We start from the raw sequence: 18,508 nt of genomic DNA on the forward strand, positions 1-18,508 counted from the left end.
CAGGAGCCCCGGCGGCGGGGCTCGTGGCGCGGCGCGGCTCAGCCGGTGGACTGGACCTCGTACGGGGCCGGGTAGCGCGTCTCGTACGGGGTCAGCACCAGCCGCACCACGTCCTCCAGGCGCCGCCGGGCGTCCCCGAGGGTGGTGCGGCCGGTCACCCAGGCGGTCAGCTCGCCCTGCCAGGCGTGGGCCACGATGTGCCGCACCAGGTCGCTCGCGGCGGCCGGCACCTCGGCCGTCACCGCTTGCAGGGCGGTGCTGTCGGCCCGGGCCATGCCCTGCAGGGCCTCGCTGGCGAAGGGGTCGGTGGAGGCGGCCACGGCCACCCGTAGCCGGGCGAGTTCGGGCTGCCGCTGGTAGGCCCGCATCCCGCCCCGGACGAACCGGACGGCCCGGTCGGTGGCCCCGAGCCCGGCCCTCGGTCCGCGCAGCTCGGCCACCAGGTCGGCCAGCAGCAGGCGGTGCCATTCGGCGATCGCCGCAGCCAGGAGGTGGTCCTTGGAGGAGAAGTAGCGGTACGCCGTCCCCAGGGCGACTCCGGACCGCTCGCAGACTTGTTTCATCTGCATACGCTCGACGCCGATCTCGTTCACCAGGGCGAGCGCGGCCGCGATCAGGCTTTCGCGGCGTTCGAGCTGACGCGGAGACATCGCCTCCACCGGCCGTGGTGACAGGTCAACCTTGGTCACCCGCACCATGATACGGGCCGGGGCCGCTCAGGAGTATGACGCCGTCCGGCCCCCTTCCGTTCGTCCGGCGGTCACCGGGGTGCCGGAGGTGTGACGAGGGGGCCCTCGGGCGTCACGACGGGTCGCGGACCAGCGCCTCCTGGACGGCGGAGGCGACCAGCCGGCCGTCCAGGTCGTAGAACTCGCCGAGCGCCAGGCCCCGGCCGTCCGAGGAGGACGGGCTGCGCTGGGCGAACAGCAGCCACTCGTCGGCCCGGAAGGGGCGGTGGAACCACATCGCGTGGTCCAGCGAGGCCATCAGCAGCCGGGGCGGCTCGGTGCGCTGGAAGAAGTTCGACTGCACGTCCAGCCCGACGGTGGAGGCCAGGGTGAGGTCGGACAGGTAGGCGAGCGCGCCGGCGTGCAGCAGCGGGTCGCCGTCCGGCAGCGGGGAGGCGGTGCGCATCCAGACGAACTGCTGGAGCAGCCCGGGGACGGCCGGCGGCAGCCCCGGGGTGTCCGCCGGGACGAACCGCAGGTCGAGGTCGCGGAAGCCGCCGGACGCGGCGAAGCCCCGGCGGACCTCCTCGGGCAGGAGGGCGACGGCGTTCGGCAGCGACTCCGGGTGCGGCAGCGGCGGGATCCGGCGCTGGCGGTCGGCGGCCGGCTCGGGGTGCTTGAAGGAGACCGAGAGGGTGAAGATCTCGTTCCCCCGCTGGAGCGCCGTCGCCCGGCGGGTGGTGTACGAGAGGCCCTCGCGGACCCGCTCGACCAGGTAGTCGATCGGGTGGCCCGGGGTGCCCGGCAGCAGGAAGTAGCCGTGCAGCGAGTGCACCGGGCGCTCGTCCTCGCAGGTGCGCCCGGCGGCGACGAGCGCCTGCGCGGCGACATGGCCGCCGAAGGCGCGCATCGGGGCGCCGGCGTGGCAGCAGCCCCGGAACGTGTTCTCGTCCAGCCGCTCGATCTCCAGCAGCTCGGCGAACGGGGCGGCCGGCACGGCGCGCCGCTCGGCCCGGACGTGCGGTTCGGTGAGGTCGGTCACGAGGCCATAGTGGCAGAAGCCAACCGTGTGGTGGTGTGACCTGGGTAACGCCGCCCGCGGGCTCGCCTGATGACATAGAACACGTTCCAGTCCGATCCCCGGTTCCGGCCCCGCGTCCGGCCGGGTCGAGGCCCTCCCGGCGCCCTCGCGAGGCCGCCCCGCGGTCGTCCCGACGGATTGTCAGTGCCCTCACCTAGCGTGCTCGGCATGACGCAATCCGCACACGCGTACGCCTATCTGCGCCCGTCGGCCGTCCTGGACGGCGCCGACGGCCGGCACCTCGACCTGGCCACCTCCGGCGGCGCCACCCCGCTCGGCGCCGCCGCCAACCCGCGCTTCTTCGCGGGCTTCCTGGCCGATCCGGCGCCGGCCGCCGCCGCGCTGCTCGCGGTCGCGGACGTCGCCGCCGCGCGCTACTACCAGCCGCGGCTGCGTGCCTCGCTCGACCCGGTGGTCACCGCCAACGGGGACCGGCTGCGCTTCGAGTCCTTCTCGGGCTGCTGCGGCGTCTACGCCCGGCTCGATGTGCTCGGGGCCGGGCTCGACGGGGACGAGATCGGCCACGGCACCACCAACGTGGACGTCAACAACCCGCTGCGCGAGGCGCTGACCAGGATCGGTCCGGCCGACCCGCTGCACCTCGCGGTCGGGCCGGACGCGCTGGAGGTCACCACCTTCGACGGCCCGCTGGTCGAGAAGAAGGTGCCGCTGCCGGAGCGCTGGCTGCGCGGCTTCGCCGAGACCCAGGTGGTCGCCGCCGGTTTCGAACCGCGCGCCGAGCTGCCCGCCGCCGAGGCGGTGCGGTTCCTGCGCTCGCTGCCGCGCGGCGGGCGGGCCGGCGTCGGCTGGGTCGTCCCGGCCGGGAGGACGCTGCGGCCGACCACCCGGCCGGTGCCCGGCGCGGTCTGCCTGCCCGGGCCTGACCGGCTGGTGGCGCTCCAGCGGGTGCTGCGGCACGCGCTCGCCCTGCGGGTCTACGGGCCGGTCGCGGCCGGGGAGCCGACCGCCTCCGCCTGGGAGGCGGTGCTGCCCGGCATGCGGCTGACCCTGACGCTGTCGCCCGACGCCGCCCGGGGCTTCTCCGGCGAGGGCGGGGTGCTCGACGCGCTCGCCACCGGCACGGCCGAACGGGACGCCGAGCTGATCGCGGTGCTGCTCGCCTGGGAGCCCCGGATCGAGGTCGGGGACCTCGCCGCCCAGTCCGGGCTGAGCCCCGAGCGGGTCCGCGCCGCGCTCACCCGGCTGGGCACCGCCGGGCAGATCGGCTACGACACCGCCGAGGCCGCGTACTTCCACCGGCAGCTCCCGTACGACGCCGGGCGGGCCGAGGCGGCCAACCCCCGGCTGCGGGCCGCCCGGGCACTGGTCGAGGTGGGCGCCGTACGGCTGGAGGAGGGCGGGGCGACGGCCGTCGTCACGGTGGACGAGCACATCCAGCGGGTGCGGACGGACGAGTCGGGGCGGCTGAGCTGCACCTGCCTGTGGTGGGGCAAGTACCGGGGCGGACGCGGGCCGTGCAAGCACGCGCTCGCGGTCGGCATGGTGCGGGAGACGGCAGCCGGGGCGGCGGGGACGAAGGGGGCCGGAGCGTGAGCACGGTGGAGGGGGCCGACCGGCAGGGGCCGGTCGACGACCTGCTGACGACCGTCCGGTCCGGGCGGCTGGCACGGATACCGGAGCTGCTGGCCGGGCTGGACGCGGCCCAGCGGCGGGCCGCCCTGACCGCGCTCAAGGCGCTGCGCAAGGAGCTGCGCCAGGAGTGGTCCCGGGAGGCGACCGAGACCAGGGGCCGCCTGCTGGTGGCCGGGGCCGGCTGCCACGCCGGCCCGGCCGCCGCCGCCACCTGGCTGGCCGGCAGCGACTTCGGCGTCCGCGACTGGGCCCGGAACTCCGTGCTGCACCAGGTCGTCGAGGCGCAGCCGGTGGAGTGGCAGGTCGAGGTGGTCGCCCGGCTCGCCGTCCGGCCGGTGCGCAACCAGGGCTGGTCGATGTACCCGGTGATGGAGGCCGTGGTCCGGCGCACCGGCTGCGAGGTGCCGCGCGGCGAGACCTTCGTCCGGGGCTGGACGGACCGCGTGAGCGACTTCGGCAGCCGCGGCGCGCGTCCCACGCTGGCCGAGAAGCTGCGCCAGGACGCCTTCACCCCGGTGCTGCTGCCCGAGCTGCTCGAACTCGCGGACATCGGCTGGCAGCTGACGCACCGGCACAGCCCGCGCTCCGGCGACGTCTGGACCGAGGCGATCGGCGAACTGGCCGCGGCCGGCCTGGTCGACCGGGCCGAGCTGCTCGACCGCTGCCTGGCCCGGCTGCTGCGCGGCGGCAAGCCGGCCGACCAGCGGGCCCTCCTGGAGGTGCTGCGGGCGCTCGGCCCGACACCGGCCGAGTACGCGGCCCGGGTGCGCGACCTGGTGGCGCTGCTGGACGGCCAGTCGGTGCTCGCCGGGCACGCCCAGGAGGTGCTCGCCGGGCTGGACGAGGCCGGCCTGATCGAGCCCGAGGTGCTCGCCGAGGCCTCGGCGGTGGTGCTGTTCCGGACCGAGAAGAAGCTGGTCCGCGCCCAGCTGGCCTGGCTGGACAAGGCCGCCCGGCGCGCGCCCGGGCGCTCCGGCCCGGTGGTGCTGGCCGCGGCCGAGGCCTTCGGGCACCCCGACGCGGCCCTCCAGGAACGGGCGCTGAACGTGGTGGCCCGGCACCTCAAGGCGGCGGGGGAGGCGGTGGTGGCGGAGCTGCGGACCGCCGCCGAGGGGCTGAACCCGGCCCACCACCAGCGCGCGGGCGACCTGCTCGGCGCGCCGGTCGGCGGCGACGGGGACGACCCGGACACCGGGTGGAACGCCCTCCTCCCGCCGGCCCCCGAACCGCGCCCGCTCGGCGCCCCGATCGGCTCGGCGGTGGAACTCGCGGAGGAGCTGTCCGCCCTGCTCGCCTCGCAGGAGCCCGCCGTGGCGGACTTCGAGCGGGTGCTGGACGGGCTGGTCCGGCTCACCCGCCTGGACCGGAAGGCGCTGGCCGAGGCGGTGGAGCCGGTCCGCCGGGTGCACCCGTGGCGCGGCACCAACAGCGTGGGCGACTGCACGCCCCGGGAGATCCTCTACGTGGTGGCCGCGGTGGCCGGGGAGACGCCGCCGTGGAAGGTCTGGGACTACCTCGGCCGCAAGGGCCGCTCCGTGCTGCGCGGGGCACACACCACCGTGCCCGGGGCCGTCCTCGCCGCCCGCCTGGAGGAGGCCGCCTGGCAGGTCCACCACGCCGGGCTGCCGTACCTGCTCGCCACCCCGACCGACGCCACCGGCGCACTGGACGCGGCCGAACTGGTCGAGCGGCTCGCCGGGTACGAGGCGGCGGGCGTCAAACCGGGGAAGGCCGACCTGTCCCAGGCCCTGCTGCGGGTCGACGTGCGGGCCCAGGAGGCGGTGCTGAAGGCCGCCGAGGCGCTCACCTCCCCGGCCGGGCGGTGGCTGGCGCACTGGCTGCGCACCGGCGGCCTGCCCGGGCAGCCCTCCGAGCGGGTGGTGTTCGCGCCCGGCAAGGGGGTGCGGCACACCAACGTGCACGGGGACCGCTGGTGGGAGGAGGTCGAGCGGATCGCCGTCGCCCAGCCGGGCATCGGCGCCGGACCGAAGGGGCCGGGCGGCGAGCGGCTCCCGGCCGAGCCGCGGGCCCTGCTGGACGGCACCGAGCCCAGCGTCGCCCGGGCCCGTACGGTGTACGGCTGGACGTGGCGGCCCGTCGCGCACTGGTTCGCGATGCTCCCCTGGCACCGGGAGGAGCTGGCCGCGCGCTGGCTCGACCCCTTCGCCGGGGGCGCCGACCAGGACGAGCGCGGCGCCGCCCGCTACCTCCCGCTGCTCGCCGAGGCCGGCGGCCCGGCCGGGCTCGCGCTGCACCTCGCGCTGGCGTACGGCCTGGGCTCCCGGCACGCCGAGGACCGGACGGCGGCGGTGGACGCCCTGCTGGTGCTCGCCGCGCGCGGCGACCTGGACGGCGCGCTGCTCGGCCGCGAGCTCGGCGCCCTGGTGGCCTGCGGCACGGTGATGGCCGGCCGGCTGGGGGCGGCGCTCACCACGGCGGCGGAGACCGGCGCCCGGGCGACGGTCTGGTCGGTGCTCGGGGCGGCCCTGCCGGTCCTGCTGGGCGAGGCCGACCAGTCGGCGCGCGGGCTGGGCGACCTGATCGCGCTGGCCGCCGACTGCGCCCGGCGCACCGGGGCCCGCGGGCCGGTCGCCGAGGTGACGGCGGCGGCCGAACGCGGAGGCTCGGGCCGGGTGGTCAAGGAGACCCGGGCACTGCGGGACGTCCTCGCGGGCTGAGGGGGCGGCGCGGGCCGGGTGGCGGCTTTCAGCGAACAGATTTTGAAATCTGTTCGCTGAAAGCCGTCGTCTGTTCGCGCGCCCCGGCCGCCCCCGGGTCGGCCACCGCCTCCTCCGGCCGCTCGCCGACCAGCTGCGGGACGCCGTGCGGGCCGGCGGCGACGGCGCGCCACCACAGCCGCAGAGCGGGCGGGGCGGCCGGTTCGAAGGGCTTGCCGGGGCGGGGCACCGCGAGTCGGGCGCCGAGCGTCTGGGCGGCGGTGACCACCCGCTCGGCGGGCTCCTCCCAGGGGTGCGGCGCGAGGTTGAAGGTGCACCAGTGGATCGGCAGCAGCAGCTCGCCGCCCAGGTCCAGGTGTGCCCGCACGCCCTCCTCGGGGGTCATGTGCACCTCGGGCCAGAAGTCGCTGTACGCGCCGACCTGCATCATCGTCGCGTCGAACGGGCCGAGCCGACGGCCGATCTCGGCGAAGCCGGGGAAGTAGCCGGTGTCCCCGCTGTGGAAGATCCGCCGCCCGCCGCCGGCCACCACCCAGGACGCCCACAGGAACAGTGTGCTGGTGCGCGGCCCCCGGCTGCAGTAGTGGCGGGCCGGCGTGGCGGTCAGGGTCAGCCCGGCGACCTCGGCCGACTCCCACCAGTCCAGTTCGACGATCCGCTCGGCCGGTACGCCCCAGTGCTCCAGGTGCGCCCCGACCCCGAGCGGGACGGCGAACGCCGCGCCCGTCCCGATCAGCGCCCGGACGGTGCCCATGTCGAGGTGGTCGTAGTGGTCGTGGGAGATCACGACCACGTCCACCGGCCCGAGTTCGGACAGCGGCAGCGGCACCGGGTGCAGCCGCTTGGGGCCGGTCCAGGAGAAGGGGGAGCAGCGCTCTCCCCAGACCGGGTCGAGCAGCACCCGCCGTCCGTCGATCTCGGCCAGGACCGTGGCGTGCCCCAGCCAGGTCAGCCGCAGCCCGGACCGGGGCGGCGCGGCCAGGTCGACGGGGAGCAGCCGGTGCACCGGGACGGCGGCGGTCGGCGTCCGGCGGGTCTTGTCCCCGGTCAGCTGGGCCCGGGGGATCTCCAGCGGGCTGCGCTCGTACACCAGGCGGCGGGTCGGCACCGGGTTGCGGAAGGCGCCGTCGGCGAAGTGCGGGGAGCGGCGGATGCGGGTCAGCCGTTCGCCCCGGGGCTCGGCGCCGAAGGCGTCGGTCCGGATCCGGTGCCAGGCGGACCGGGGCAGTCCGGCCAGCCCGGGGACGGCGCGCTCGGCCGCGGGGCCGGCGGACGGCGGGGCGAGCTGCGACGTCAGACCGGCGAGGCGGGAGAACCACGGGGCGGGGCGGGGCACGGCTCCTCCAGGGACGGTCACGGCTACCGGGCGTGCCGGGGCGCGCAGCACAGCGGCGGGTGGGGCTGCTGCGATACGACAACCATCTCGTCGGAGATTACTCGCCGTGGGCCGTCCGGACCTGGTGGAGAGCCCCGCGCGGTCCAATCGGCGTACCCGGGGAGGGCGGCCCGGGCCGGTGCCCGGGTTCGGCCCGGCGCGGGCCCGCGCCGAGTGGAGCGCGGGCCCGACCGCCCGTCGGTCCGCCCTCCGTCAGACGTAGAAGCGGGTGATCGTCTCCGCGACGCAGTGCGGCTTGGCGCTCCGCTCACTGGCCACGGTGAACCGCACCACCGCCTGGACCCCGCCCGGCACCTCGGTCGCCGAGAGCAGCTCGGCGGTGGCCCGGACCGCCGTGCCCACCGGCACCGGCGCCGGGAAGCGCACCTTGTCGGAGCCGTAGTTCAGCGCCATCCGCACGCCTTCGACGGCGTAGCACTCCTTCGCGAGCACCGGGATCATCGACTGGGTCAGGTAGCCGTGCGCGATGGTCGAGCCGAACTGGCTCTCCTTGGCCCGCTCCGGGTCCACGTGGATCCACTGGTGGTCACCGGTCGCCTCGGCGAACAGGTCGATCTGCCGCTGCTCGATGGTGTGCCACTGGCTGGTGCCCAGCTCGGTGCCGACGGCGGCGGTCAGCTCGGCGAGGGAGGCGAAGGTCGTCACGGTGCGCTCCTGGTGGGGGACGGACCCGGGGAGGGATCAGGACGCCGGAAGCGTATGCCTACCCATCGGTATCTGTCAGGAGCCGAGCGGGAAACCGGTGTTCACGGGGGCGGTCCTCACGGGCCCCGCGCTCGTCGGCCCCGCGCCCGTCGGCCGTCGCGTCTGGAGCCCCGGGGCGCCCGGGACGCCCGGTCCGGCCGGGAACAGCCGGCGGCCGCTCACCAGCTCCGGCACCAGCGCCACGAACAGCGGCTCCGGATCGCCCACCCACGGCCGCAGGCCGGAGCGCAGCACCCGCCTGACCTGCTCGGGGTCGCTCACCACGTCGGCCCGCCCGTGCACCAGTACGCTCCACCCGGTGCGGGTGACCGGGTCCAGCAGATCCGCCTGGAAGGCCACCACCGTGCCGTCCAGCCCGCGCGCGGTGGCACTTCCCCGGCGTACGGCGAGCACCAGCCGCCCGTCCAGGACCTCGAAGGAGACCGGCAGGACGGCCGGCAGCGCGTGCTCGGTGTACACCACGCGCCCGACGGGCACGGTGCTGAGCAGCCGCAGGCACTCGGCCTCGCTCAGGGTCTCCACACGGTCCTCACGCTCCATGCGTCCGATCGTCCTCGGTCGGTGCCCGCATCGATAGGGCCCATGGTCCCTGAGCGGACGGGCCGGGAGCCCCGTCGGCGGCCGTCCGGGGCGGTAGCCTGCCCGGCGGGTGGAGAAATGGTGCAGGAGGGGGACGGCCGGATGGCGGGCGGGGTCGATCTGGTGGTGATCGGGGCGGACGGCGGGCCCGACCGGGCCTTCGGGGGTGCGGCGCTCGCGCCGGACGGTGCCCGGCTGCTCGCCGAGGTGCTGCCCGGAATGTGCTTCGACACCGGCGCGGCCGGCTGCCGGGTCACCACGGTGCCGCCGGACGCGGACGCCAACGCCATGCTCACCGCCGTCCGGGACGCCGCCCTGCACCCCGGCCGCTGGCTGCTGGTCTGCCTGGTCGGCCAGCTGGTGGCCGATCCGCGCGGCCGCCGGCTCGCCCTGGTCACCGCCGGCAGCACCGCCGACAACGCCTACCGCCGGGGCCTGGCCTGGGACTGGGTGGTCAGCGCGATGGTGCACGGGGACCAGGAGGAGGCGCTGCTGCTGGTCGACGCGGCGGTCGACCGGGACGCCTGGGCGGCGCTGGAGCGGGGCGAGGACGGCGCGGGCGAACTGCTGAGCTACTCGAGGGTCCCGCTGTGGGGCCGGATCGGCCGCTACAGCCCGGGCAGCCGCTACGCCCCGGGCAGACGCGGCCGGGACGCCGTCCTGCCGGGCGGGGAGGGTTCGTTCAGCCGGGCCCTGACCACCGTCCTGCGCGAGGGCGTCCCGGGTGCCCCCGCGGCCGTCTCCCCGCTCGATCTCCAGCCGGCCGTGGCCGCGCTGACGGACGGCGGGGAACCGGCCGGTAGTTCGGGTGCGCCTGGCGCGCGCCTGCTCGTTCCGCCGCACGCCGGGCGGCTCCTGATGCGCAATCGGGCCGCGGTTCGGGGCGCATTGGCCGGATTGTCGCTTTCCGAAGAACTGTTGGCCGTTCTGTGGCGGGAAAGTGCCCCGACGGAACCGCCTTCCGCGTAAGGTCAGGGGGCCTGAGGTGTTGCCGTGATGGGGTGGGTTGGCGAAGAATCGATCCCCAGCGGAAACACCGGTGGGACGGCGGAATTCTCCTGGCGGCCGTGGATCACGGATCAGGTCGGTCGCAATGAGGTGGGGCCATGCGGCAGCGCGGAAATGTGTTGCGCCCTGGGGCGGTTGGGGTCGGTGGGGCGGTTCTGGTGTTGCTGCTCGGTGCTTGTGCGGGCGGTGGTGCGGGCGGTTCCGTCGATCGCATCGGGTCGGCCGCGCCCACCGTCGCGGGAGTGAACCCGCTAACTCCTTCGAGTGGTTCGGCAAACGATTCGATCGCGCCGACCAGCGGTCCGGAAGGGGCCATGGCGCGGCTGGCCCTGAAGGCGTATCAGGACTGGTGGCAGGCCCAGGCCGAGGTGTTCGGACGGTCGGATTCGGACGGTTACGGACTGGAGCAGTACTCCTCCGGTCGGGCGCTGTCCGACAGCCTGGTCAGCCTCCGGCAACTGCGCGACGCCAAAGTGGTGATGACCGGAACGCCGCGCAATTCCGCGGTGGTCAAGACCGTCGACCTGAAAGCCGATCCGCAGACCGCCGTGATCGAGGACTGCGTCGACCTGTCCGGCTGGCACCGCGTCGATGCCGTCACCGGGGCCGCCAAGGATCCCGGAGCACGCCTGAACCGGTACGTCGGAACCGCTTCGCTGCGCTGGTTCCAAGCACATTGGTTGATCTACGACTTCAAACGGGAGGTGGATCGGACATGCTGAACGCGCGGAAACCGGCCCGGCGAATCTCGGTCGTCGCGTCGATGTCGGCCGGGTTGCTGCTGTCCTCGGCGGTGGGTGCGACCGCGGACGAACCGCCGAGCGGCGGGGCCGAGCAGTGCTACCCGAACGTGATCTGTGTGGACGTCAATTCCGGGGGGACGACCACGACGCCCGGCGGATCGAAGCCCGGCGGTGGCGGCGGTTCGGGCACCGGCCCGCAGCTGTGCAGCTACCACGACGTTCCCTGGGCCTGCCACGACCCCCAGCTGGGCTGGTTCAGCAGCGACAAGGGCTGCTACTTCCGCCCGCTGGACAACCCGCCGGCCGCGGGCGACCCGGCCTGGGGCGGCCACGACCCGAAGGACGGCTCGCTCTACACGAAGGTCTGCCCGCAGACCGACGGGGGCCTGGGCGGCGCCGAGGTCGTCTTCGAGCCCACCTCGCCGGACGGGCAGAACGTCAACGCGGAGGCCACGGCCATCCAGACCGCCTACGACCGGGTCCGCTTCCGGCCCCCGGTGGGCCGGGCCGCGCCCCAGAAAACGGCGGTGGTCAACGCCCCGGTCTGGCTCTGGGCGGACGACGCCGCGCTGCCCGCACCGGGCAACGCGTCGGTCGCGGGCATCTCGGTCACCGTCACGCCCCGGCTGGTGAAGGCGGACTGGAGCTTCGGCGACCACCTCCAGACCTCCTGCACCACGCCCGGCACGCCGTACGTCCCCGCGTACGGCGACGCGAAGTCCCCGGACTGCGGCTACGAGTTCAGGACCAGCTCGGCCCGTGAGAAGAACGGCGTCTTCAGCGCCACGGTGACGATGCACTGGGAGGCCGCCGTGGTGGTCACCGGCGGGCCGAACCCGCGGAAGTTCACCATCCCGGGCATCAACCAGAGCAGCAAGCCCTTCGAGCTCAAGGTCGCCGAGATGCAGGTGCTCAACTGAGCGCGCCGGCCCGGCGATCCGCGCACTGACCAGCCAGACCAGCCAGACCAGCCAGACGAGCCAGAGACGAACGAGGGAAGGGCGGAACCCGGTGGAGAACCGTACGTTCGCGACGCCGGGATCCGGCACCTCCGCGGGCGCGGCGGCGTCCGTGGCACTCCCGGAGCAGCCGGAGCAGGGCGGCCCGGGCAAGGGCCGGGGGCTGCCGCACGCGCCCGGGCGGACCATGCGGGCGCGGCGGCGGCGCCCGGCGGTGCTGGCGATGGCGGTCGCGCTGATCGCGGCCGGCGGGCTGGGCGGGGCCGTCCTCTACAACAGCACCGGCCAGCGGGTCGCGGTGCTGGCGCTGGCCCGGGACGTGCCGTGGGGGCAGGTGATCACCGAGGACGACCTGGTGGTCGCCCGGATCGCGGGGGACCCGGCGCTGCACCCGCTGGCGGCCCAGGACCGGACGAAGGCGGTCGGCATGCGGGCCGCCACCGACCTCAAGCGCGGCGCGATGCTCACCGGGGCCGACCTCGCGCAGGGACTGTCGGTGCAGCCCGGGCAGATCGTGGTCGGGGTGTCGGCCAAGCGCAGCCAGCTGCCCGCCAGCCGGCTCCAGCCCGGCGTGCAGCTGGTCGTCGTCTTCACCCCCGACAACGGCCGGGCCGACTCGCTGCCCGCCACGGTGATCACCGTCGGCCGGGTGGACACCGACGGCAGCCAGGTGATCGACGTGGCGGTCGGCACCGCGGACGGGCCCCGGCTGGCGCAGTGGGTGGCGAGCGGGCGGATCCAGGTGCTGCTCGCGCCGCGCGGCGGGGCGGCGGGCGGCGCCGCGCCGAACCCGGCGCCGAGCGGTGCGCCCTCGGCCGCCCCCGCCCCCGCCGCTCCTACCCCCGGGGCGACCACGCCGGGTGCCGCCACGTCCGGGGGACCGGCCGCGACGGGCGGCGCCTGATGGCCGTGATCGCGGTGGTCGGCGGCCCGGGCGCACCGGGAGCCACCACCACCGCCCTGGCACTGCTGCTGTCCTGGCCGCTGCCGCCCGGTCGGCGGATCCTGCTGGTCGAGGCCGACCCGGACGGCGGCGCGGTGCTCGCCGGCGCCCTGGAGGGCCGGGTCGAGGCGGTGTACGGGCTGCGCAACCTGGCCGTCGCCGACCGGCGCGGGCTGCTCGCGCAGACCATCTGGGAGCAGCTGATCGACCTCTCGCCCGAGGGCAACGCCGAACGGCTGCTGCTGCCCGGGCTGACCGACCCCACCCAGGCGCCCGGCCTCGCCTACACCTGGGAGCCGCTCGCCGAACTGCTGCACGGCGTGGAACAGCAGGGCTACGACGTGATCGTGGACCTCGGCCGCTCCGGCGCCACCGGCCACAGCGCGGTGCTGGCCCGCCGCGCCGACGCGGTGGTGGCGACCGTGCGCACCACGCTGCGCGGGCTGAGCGCGGTCCGGCCCCGGCTCGCCGCCCTGACCGAGGACCTGGCCGCCGCCGGCACCGGCGCGGACGCGCTCGGGCTGCTGCTGGTCGCCGAGGGGCCGTACGCCCGGGCGGAGGTGACCCGGGAGCTCGGGCTGCCGGTGCTCGGGGTGCTGCCGCACGCCCCCCGGACGGCGAAGGTGCTCTCCGACGGCGGGGACACCACCGACCGGCGGTTCATCCGCTCGGAGCTGATGCGTACGGCGCGCTCGGCGGCGGACGAGGTGCAGCTGCTGGTCCGCCGCCGGCGCCAGCGGCTCGCGCCGGGCGCGGCGCCCGCTCAGCTGACGGCGGGCGGCCCGGTGGCGGGCCCGGTCGCGGCGGCGGTGCCGACGCCGCCGGTCCCGGCCGCTCCGATGCCGGCGGCCCAGGCCCCGGCCCCGCCGATACCGACCCCGCCCGTGCCGATGGCGCCGCAGCCGTCGATGCCCGCGCCCGCGCCGGGCCCGTACGGGCAGTCGGCGTACGGTCCGGGCGGCCGGCCGGGGTACGGGCAGGGCGGTCACGGCCAGACCCCGTACGCGCCGGGCCCGCAGGCCCAGGGCCCGTACCCGCAGACCCCGCATGGGCAGGGCCCGTACCCGCCGGGCCCGTACGGTGCGGCGGCCCACGGCCGCTCCGGGCCCGGCCGCTCCGGCTACGGGACGGCCGAGGGCGAGCAGCCCTCGTACGCCCCGCCGCAGCCCGTCCCGCCGGTGATCACCACCGGACCGGTGGCGCCGCTGGCCGGGCTGGCGCCGCAGCCGGCCGCGCCGGCGCCGTTCCCGGCGCACGTCCAGTCCGCCCCGTACGGCGATCCGGACGACCAGTACCCGCTCCAGCAGCCGTTTGTGACAGACAGTCAGGACAACGTGAACGGGCCGTACCCGCACGACCCCGGCGAGGTGCTCCGTGCGCGGTAGCCCCCTGCACCAGCGTCCCAGCGCCGATCCGGCCGCGCTGCCCTGGGCGGGGCCGGTGACCGGGCCCGCGCCGGTGACCGGTCCGGTCGCCCCGGCGCACGGGTACCAGCCCGGCCCGGTCGCGCCCCAGCCCGGCCCGGCGCAGCCCGTCGCGCCGCAGCCCGTCCCGCCGGGTGCGGCCGCCGGGCCCACCGCCGTGCCCTCCCAGCTGCCCTCGCTGGACCTGCGCGGCTCCGCCACCCGGCCCGTCGTGGACCCGCAGGTCGCCCGCGAGCTCAAGCGCCAGGTCGCGGCCGAACTGCACCAGCAGATCACCCGGTTGACGCTCTCCTCCGGCTCCGAGCCGGACCGCGCCACCCGCCGCCAGCGCGGCCGGGCGCTGATCGAGGAGGCCGTCGCCCGGTGGTCCGACGCGTACGCCCAGACCCACGGCATCCCGCCCACCCGGGATCAGGACCGCGCCCTCGCCGAGGCCGTCTTCGACCTGCTGTTCCGGGCCGGCCGGCTCCAGCCCTACCTGGACGACCCGGAGATCGAGAACATCCTGATCAACGGCTGTGACGACGTCTGGGTCTCCAAGGTGCACCAACCCCTGCGCCAGGTACCGCCGGTGGCCGACAGCGACGCCGAACTCGTCGAACTGCTCCAGGACCTGGCCCGCCAGCACGGCGGCGGCGAGCGCAGCCTGTCCACCGCCAGCCCGACCCTCGCGCTGCGGCTGGAGGGCGGCATGCGCCTCCAGGCGCTCACCGAGGTGACGCCCCGCCCGTACGTGGCGATCCGGCGCCACCGGGTGGCCTCCGCGACGCTCCCCGAGATGGTCGAACTCGGCACCCTGGACGCCACCTTGGCCGCCTTCCTGGCTGCCGCGATCCGGGCCCGGAAGAACGTGATGATCACCGGCACCCAGGGCGTCGGCAAGACCAGCCTGCTGCGCGCGATGGCCGCCGAGATCCCGCCGGACGAGCGGATCGGCACCCTGGAGTCGGAGTTCGAACTCTGGCTGCACACCCTCGGCCACCTGCGCCAGGTCGTCCCGATGGAGGCCCGCGAGGGCAACGGCGAGCGCGTCGAGGGGCGCCTGGCCGGGGAGTTGACCCTCGGCGACCTCATCCCGGCCGCGCTGCGGATGACGCTCTCCCGGATCATCGTCGGGGAGGTCCGCTCCGGCGAGGTCGTCCCGATGCTGCGGGTGATGACCAACGGCGAGGGCGGCTCGATGTGCACCCTGCACGCCCGCGGCCCGCACATGGTCGTCGACCGCATCGCCGAACTCTGCCTGGAGTACGGCTCGCACATGACCGACTCACTCGCCTACCGGCTCACCGCCAACGCCCTGGACCTCATCGTGCACGTCACCATGGTCGACGAGACCGCCGTCGGCGGCCGCCGGCACCGCTTCGTCTCCCACGTCCTGGAGGTCACCGGCCTCGGGGAGAGCGGCCGGCCCGCGCTGAACACCGTCTTCGGCCCCCGGCCGGACCTCGGCGAGCCGCGGGCCGTCCCGCACACCCCGCCGCAGTGCCTGGACGACCTGCGCCGGGCCGGCTTCGACGCCTCGCTGCTCGGCTCCCGGTACGGGAGTTGGGCCACCCCGCTGCAGCTGCGGATCGGCGGTGGCACCCGGTGATGCTGCTCTTCGCCCTGTGCGGGCTGGCGGTCGCGGGCGGCATGGTCGCCCTGGCGCTCTGGGCCCGCGGCAGCGAGCCCGTCGAGGAGGACGAGGCCGAGCGGGCGGTCAACCCGCTGGCCGGCCGGCTCCACGTGTTCTGGTACGGCGCGCCCGGGACGGCCGGGCACCGGATGGTGCGGCTGCGCCGCGTCCAGCTGCCGCTGGCGCTCGCCGGCGCGCCGCTGGCCTGGCTGTTCACCGGCATCCCGCTGACCGCGCTGCTGGTGCCGCTGGCCGTCTTCGGCCTGCCCTGGCTGTTCGACACCACCCGCCCGGACACTCACCGGATCGAGCGGCTGGAGGCGCTCTCCGAGTGGACCCAGCGGATCGCCGACGTGCTGCTGCTCGGGGTCGGCCTCAACCAGGCCATCGTCACCAGCCGGCGCACCGCCCCGGCCGCCCTGGAGGACGAGATCGGCGAGCTGGCCGCCCGGCTGCAGGCCCGCTGGCGGCCCGAGGAGGCGCTGCGCGCCTTCGCCGACAGCCTCGCCGACGCCACCGCCGACAAGGTGCTCGCCGCGCTCGTGCTGCGGGCCGGGGACAGCGGCCCCGGCCTGGCCCGCACGCTCTCCGACATGGCCGACTCGGTGCGCGAGGAGGTCCGCCAGCGCCGCGCCATCGAGGCCGACCGGGCCAAGCACCGGACCACCATCCGCTGGCTGGTCGGCATCATCGTGCTGGTCGTCACCGTCGGCTCCTTCAACACCGAGTACACCCGGCCGTACGGGACCTTCCTCGGCCAGGTGGTGCTCGCCGTGGTCGCCGCCCTGTTCGTGGCGATCATCGCCTGGATGCGGGCGCTGGCCTCCCACCCGCCGGTGCCCCGGCTGCTGACGCCCGACCGGCGCAGCAGGAGCGGACGGCGGACCAGCGCCGCGCCGACCGGGCCGGAGCCGGCCGAGCAGCTCGGGGAGGTCCGATGATCTCCCCCTGGTCCGTGCTGGCCGGCGCCGCCGCGGCCGGCGGCCTCGCCCTGCTGGTCGCCGAACTGCGGCCGGCGCCACCGGACCTGCGCCAGGCGCTGGACCGGCTGCACGCCACCCCCGCCGACCGCGAGCAGGACCCGGACGAGCGGCCCCGCTGGTACGACCGGATCGGCGAGCGGTCCGTCCACCTGCGCGGGGTCTCCGTCCCGCGCCGCGAGCTCGCCCTGATCGGCCGCACCCCGGCCCGGTTCATGGTGCACAAGCTGCTGTTCTCCGCGCTCGGCCTGCTGCTGCCCGCCTACCTGGGCGCGATGGCCGTGCTGATGGGCGTCGGCCTGCCGTTCGCCCTGCCGCTGGTCGCCGGGCCGCTGCTGGCCGGACTGCTCTGGTTCGTCCCGGACGCCGTCGTGCGCGGCGAGGCCAAGGAGGCGCGCACCGAGTACCTGCACGGCATCGCCGCCTACCTGGAGCTCGTCGCGATGGAGCGGGCCGCCGACTGCGGCCCCGCCGAGGCGCTGCGCCGGGCCGCCGCGGTCGGGCGGGGCGCGGTGTTCCGGCGGATCCGCGACGCGCTGGAGCGCGCGGCCACCGACCGGCTCCCGCCGTGGGCCGGACTCGACGCGCTGGCCGAGGAGTTGGGGCTCAGCCCGCTCCAGGACGTGGCCGACATCATGCGGCTGTCCGGCAACGACGGCGCCGCCGTGTACGACACCCTGCGGGCCCGGGCCAAGGGCCTGCGCGGGGAACTGCTCGCCGAGGACCTCGCCCGCGCGAACGCCGACAGCGAGCGGATGGTCGCGCCCGGGGCCGCCCTGACCCTGCTGATGACCGTCCTGATCGTCTTCCCCGCGCTGCACCAGATGCTCAACTGACAGCCGTCCCAGAGCAGCCGACACCACACCACACCGCCACGTCCCTCCGGAGAGACCCGATGACCGTACGACTCGTCCAACTGGCAGACCGGGTGCTGCGCCCCGTCCTGCTACCGGTCCAGTTCGCACTCCTGCTGTTCACCCTGCGGCTCGGCCGGCTGCGGGCCGCCCGCGCGCGCGGCGACCGCGGTGCGATCAGCATCGAACTCGCCCTCGCCATCATCGCGTTGGTCTTCGTCGCGGGTGCCGTGGCGACCGCGCTCTACCTGCTGAAGGACAAGGTCGTCAAGAAGGTCGAGCAGGACCCGAACATGCCGGGTGCGGGCGGAGCGGGCGGCGCGGGCGGCGCCACCCCGTGATGCGTGCCGCTCTCCGCCGCAGGGGCGACCGGGGGTCGATGAGCGTGAGCCTCGCCATCGTCTTCCCGGTCGTCCTGCTGCTCGTCCTGCTCGTCGTCCAGGCCGCGCTGTGGTGGTACGACCGGCAGGTCGCGCTCACGGCCGCCCGCGAGGGCGTGGACGCCGGACGGGTGCAGGGCAGCGCGACGGACGGCGAGAAGAACGAGGCGGCCCAGCGGCAGGCCCGCGACTTCCTCGACCGGCAGGGCGTGCACGGGTACACGGTGCGGACCGACGGCAGCACGGCGCAGACCATCCGGGTCACCGTGCGGCTGACCCCGCCGCTGCTGATACCCGGGCTCAAGGCGCCCGACATCACCCAGTTCGCCGAGGCGCCCCGCGAGCGCTTCGTACCGCCGGCGGTGACACCGTGACGGACGCGCTGCGGACACCGGGCCCACGGCGGCGGTGGTCGGGACTCCGGTCGCGACCGCGCAGGCCGGACCGGGGCGGGATCGCGATCGAGGCGGCGATCGTCGTGCCGGGGGTGGTCGGGCTGGTCCTGCTGGCCGTCGCCGCCGGACGGGTGCAGACCACGGCCGGCACCGTGGAGGCCGCCGCCCGGGCCGGGGCCCGGACCGCCTCCCTGCAGCGCAGCGTGGACGGGATGGACCAGCCGGCCAGGGACTCCGCCCTCGCGACGCTGCGCCAGCAGGGCGTGTGGTGCCGCGACGGGGACGTGCGGGTCGGCAGGGGGGAGCTGAACCTGCCCGGCGGACCGGTCACGACCGTCACCGTCACGGTGGTCTGCGACGTGGAGCTGGCCGACCTGCTCGGCGGACCGTCCGGGATACCCGTGACGAAGCACCTCGTCGGCGAGTTCACCTCGGTGGTGGACCGTTACCGGGGCACATGACAGCGCGCGGCGCCGTCACCGGGAAGACAGGGGATTGGAGACGGCC

18 protein-coding genes are annotated in these 18,508 nt (G+C 75.9%); 13 read left to right on the forward strand and 5 right to left on the reverse strand.

Annotated elements, in window-relative coordinates:
• Positions 1 to 38 precede the first annotated feature (38 nt).
• Positions 39 to 689, reverse strand: a complete 651-nt coding sequence (locus ACFCY1_RS04435) for a TetR/AcrR family transcriptional regulator (RefSeq protein WP_063780393.1) — start codon at positions 687 to 689, stop codon at positions 39 to 41.
• A gap of 112 nt (positions 690 to 801) precedes the next feature.
• On the reverse strand, positions 802 to 1,710 hold the full coding sequence (locus tag ACFCY1_RS04440) for an acyl-CoA thioesterase (RefSeq protein WP_375873464.1): 909 nt from the start codon (positions 1,708 to 1,710) through the stop codon (positions 802 to 804).
• A gap of 207 nt (positions 1,711 to 1,917) precedes the next feature.
• On the opposite strand from ACFCY1_RS04440, the gene ACFCY1_RS04445 reads away from it, so the two are divergent.
• Entirely contained in the window at positions 1,918 to 3,303 is a 1,386-nt protein-coding gene (locus tag ACFCY1_RS04445) for an SWIM zinc finger family protein (RefSeq protein ID WP_375873465.1), read from the forward strand.
• On the forward strand, positions 3,300 to 6,020 hold the full coding sequence (locus tag ACFCY1_RS04450) for a DUF6493 family protein (protein ID WP_375873466.1): 2,721 nt from the start codon (positions 3,300 to 3,302) through the stop codon (positions 6,018 to 6,020). Before ACFCY1_RS04445 ends, ACFCY1_RS04450 begins: the two co-directional genes overlap by 4 nt.
• A 28-nt stretch (positions 6,021 to 6,048) precedes the next feature.
• Here ACFCY1_RS04450 and ACFCY1_RS04455 read toward each other — a convergent pair whose 3' ends face one another.
• The 3 genes from ACFCY1_RS04455 to ACFCY1_RS04465 form a co-directional block, all read right to left on the reverse strand.
• Positions 6,049 to 7,257, reverse strand: a complete 1,209-nt coding sequence (locus tag ACFCY1_RS04455; RefSeq protein ID WP_375873500.1) for an MBL fold metallo-hydrolase — start codon at positions 7,255 to 7,257, stop codon at positions 6,049 to 6,051.
• 351 nt (positions 7,258 to 7,608) lie between these two features.
• A complete protein-coding gene (locus ACFCY1_RS04460) occupies positions 7,609 to 8,061 on the reverse strand; it encodes a MaoC family dehydratase (RefSeq protein WP_375873467.1) in 453 nt (150 codons plus the stop codon).
• Positions 8,062 to 8,136: 75 nt separating this feature from the next.
• Positions 8,137 to 8,661: a pyridoxamine 5'-phosphate oxidase family protein gene (locus ACFCY1_RS04465; protein ID WP_375873468.1), complete on the reverse strand. Its 525-nt coding sequence runs from the start codon at positions 8,659 to 8,661 to the stop codon at positions 8,137 to 8,139.
• Positions 8,662 to 8,778: 117 nt separating this feature from the next.
• Between ACFCY1_RS04465 and ACFCY1_RS04470 the strand changes: the two genes are divergently transcribed.
• From ACFCY1_RS04470 to ACFCY1_RS04520, 11 genes are all read left to right on the forward strand, one after another.
• Complete coding sequence (locus tag ACFCY1_RS04470; protein ID WP_049658838.1) at positions 8,779 to 9,669, forward strand: hypothetical protein; 891 nt, start codon at positions 8,779 to 8,781, stop codon at positions 9,667 to 9,669.
• 137 nt (positions 9,670 to 9,806) lie between these two features.
• A complete protein-coding gene (locus tag ACFCY1_RS04475) occupies positions 9,807 to 10,430 on the forward strand; it encodes a hypothetical protein (protein WP_147409328.1) in 624 nt (207 codons plus the stop codon).
• Positions 10,424 to 11,371: a hypothetical protein gene (locus ACFCY1_RS04480; protein WP_049658834.1), complete on the forward strand. Its 948-nt coding sequence runs from the start codon at positions 10,424 to 10,426 to the stop codon at positions 11,369 to 11,371. Before ACFCY1_RS04475 ends, ACFCY1_RS04480 begins: the two co-directional genes overlap by 7 nt.
• A gap of 91 nt (positions 11,372 to 11,462) precedes the next feature.
• Complete coding sequence (locus tag ACFCY1_RS04485) at positions 11,463 to 12,314, forward strand: SAF domain-containing protein (protein ID WP_117492594.1); 852 nt, start codon at positions 11,463 to 11,465, stop codon at positions 12,312 to 12,314.
• The gene (locus ACFCY1_RS04490) at positions 12,314 to 13,738 is read left to right on the forward strand and encodes a hypothetical protein (RefSeq protein ID WP_375873469.1); all 1,425 of its coding nucleotides are present in this window, start codon (positions 12,314 to 12,316) and stop codon (positions 13,736 to 13,738) included. Before ACFCY1_RS04485 ends, ACFCY1_RS04490 begins: the two co-directional genes overlap by 1 nt.
• Complete coding sequence (locus tag ACFCY1_RS04495; protein WP_074004329.1) at positions 13,728 to 15,368, forward strand: CpaF family protein; 1,641 nt, start codon at positions 13,728 to 13,730, stop codon at positions 15,366 to 15,368. The genes ACFCY1_RS04490 and ACFCY1_RS04495 overlap by 11 nt, the downstream gene beginning before the upstream one ends.
• Positions 15,368 to 16,333 (forward strand): type II secretion system F family protein, encoded by a 966-nt coding sequence (locus ACFCY1_RS04500; RefSeq protein WP_375873470.1) that lies wholly within the window; start codon positions 15,368 to 15,370, stop codon positions 16,331 to 16,333. Before ACFCY1_RS04495 ends, ACFCY1_RS04500 begins: the two co-directional genes overlap by 1 nt.
• Positions 16,330 to 17,208, forward strand: coding sequence for a type II secretion system F family protein (locus ACFCY1_RS04505; protein WP_049658133.1), 879 nt, complete (start codon positions 16,330 to 16,332; stop codon positions 17,206 to 17,208). Before ACFCY1_RS04500 ends, ACFCY1_RS04505 begins: the two co-directional genes overlap by 4 nt.
• A gap of 59 nt (positions 17,209 to 17,267) precedes the next feature.
• Positions 17,268 to 17,567: a hypothetical protein gene (locus ACFCY1_RS04510; protein ID WP_049658132.1), complete on the forward strand. Its 300-nt coding sequence runs from the start codon at positions 17,268 to 17,270 to the stop codon at positions 17,565 to 17,567.
• A gap of 38 nt (positions 17,568 to 17,605) precedes the next feature.
• The gene (locus ACFCY1_RS04515; protein WP_234348625.1) at positions 17,606 to 17,980 is read left to right on the forward strand and encodes a TadE/TadG family type IV pilus assembly protein; all 375 of its coding nucleotides are present in this window, start codon (positions 17,606 to 17,608) and stop codon (positions 17,978 to 17,980) included.
• Between the two features lie 104 nt (positions 17,981 to 18,084).
• Positions 18,085 to 18,462 (forward strand): pilus assembly protein, encoded by a 378-nt coding sequence (locus tag ACFCY1_RS04520; protein WP_375873471.1) that lies wholly within the window; start codon positions 18,085 to 18,087, stop codon positions 18,460 to 18,462.
• Positions 18,463 to 18,508 lie beyond the last annotated feature (46 nt).

The organism is Kitasatospora sp. NPDC056273 (genome assembly GCF_042268845.1).
GTDB lineage: Bacteria > Actinomycetota > Actinomycetes > Streptomycetales > Streptomycetaceae > Kitasatospora.

Excerpts from the sequence above, each read along its gene's own strand:
- ACFCY1_RS04480 (WP_049658834.1), top strand. The coding sequence starts at position 10,424 with ATGCTGAACGCGCGGAAACCGGCCCGGCGAATCTCGGTCGTCGCGTCG.
- ACFCY1_RS04500 (WP_375873470.1), top strand. The coding sequence starts at position 15,368 with ATGCTGCTCTTCGCCCTGTGCGGGCTGGCGGTCGCGGGCGGCATGGTC.
- ACFCY1_RS04445 (WP_375873465.1), top strand. The coding sequence starts at position 1,918 with ATGACGCAATCCGCACACGCGTACGCCTATCTGCGCCCGTCGGCCGTC.
- ACFCY1_RS04465 (WP_375873468.1), bottom strand. The coding sequence starts at position 8,661 with ATGGAGCGTGAGGACCGTGTGGAGACCCTGAGCGAGGCCGAGTGCCTG.
- ACFCY1_RS04490 (WP_375873469.1), top strand. The coding sequence starts at position 12,314 with ATGGCCGTGATCGCGGTGGTCGGCGGCCCGGGCGCACCGGGAGCCACC.
- ACFCY1_RS04505 (WP_049658133.1), top strand. The coding sequence starts at position 16,330 with ATGATCTCCCCCTGGTCCGTGCTGGCCGGCGCCGCCGCGGCCGGCGGC.
- ACFCY1_RS04510 (WP_049658132.1), top strand. The coding sequence starts at position 17,268 with ATGACCGTACGACTCGTCCAACTGGCAGACCGGGTGCTGCGCCCCGTC.
- ACFCY1_RS04475 (WP_147409328.1), top strand. The coding sequence starts at position 9,807 with ATGCGGCAGCGCGGAAATGTGTTGCGCCCTGGGGCGGTTGGGGTCGGT.
- ACFCY1_RS04470 (WP_049658838.1), top strand. The coding sequence starts at position 8,779 with ATGGTGCAGGAGGGGGACGGCCGGATGGCGGGCGGGGTCGATCTGGTG.
- ACFCY1_RS04515 (WP_234348625.1), top strand. The coding sequence starts at position 17,606 with ATGAGCGTGAGCCTCGCCATCGTCTTCCCGGTCGTCCTGCTGCTCGTC.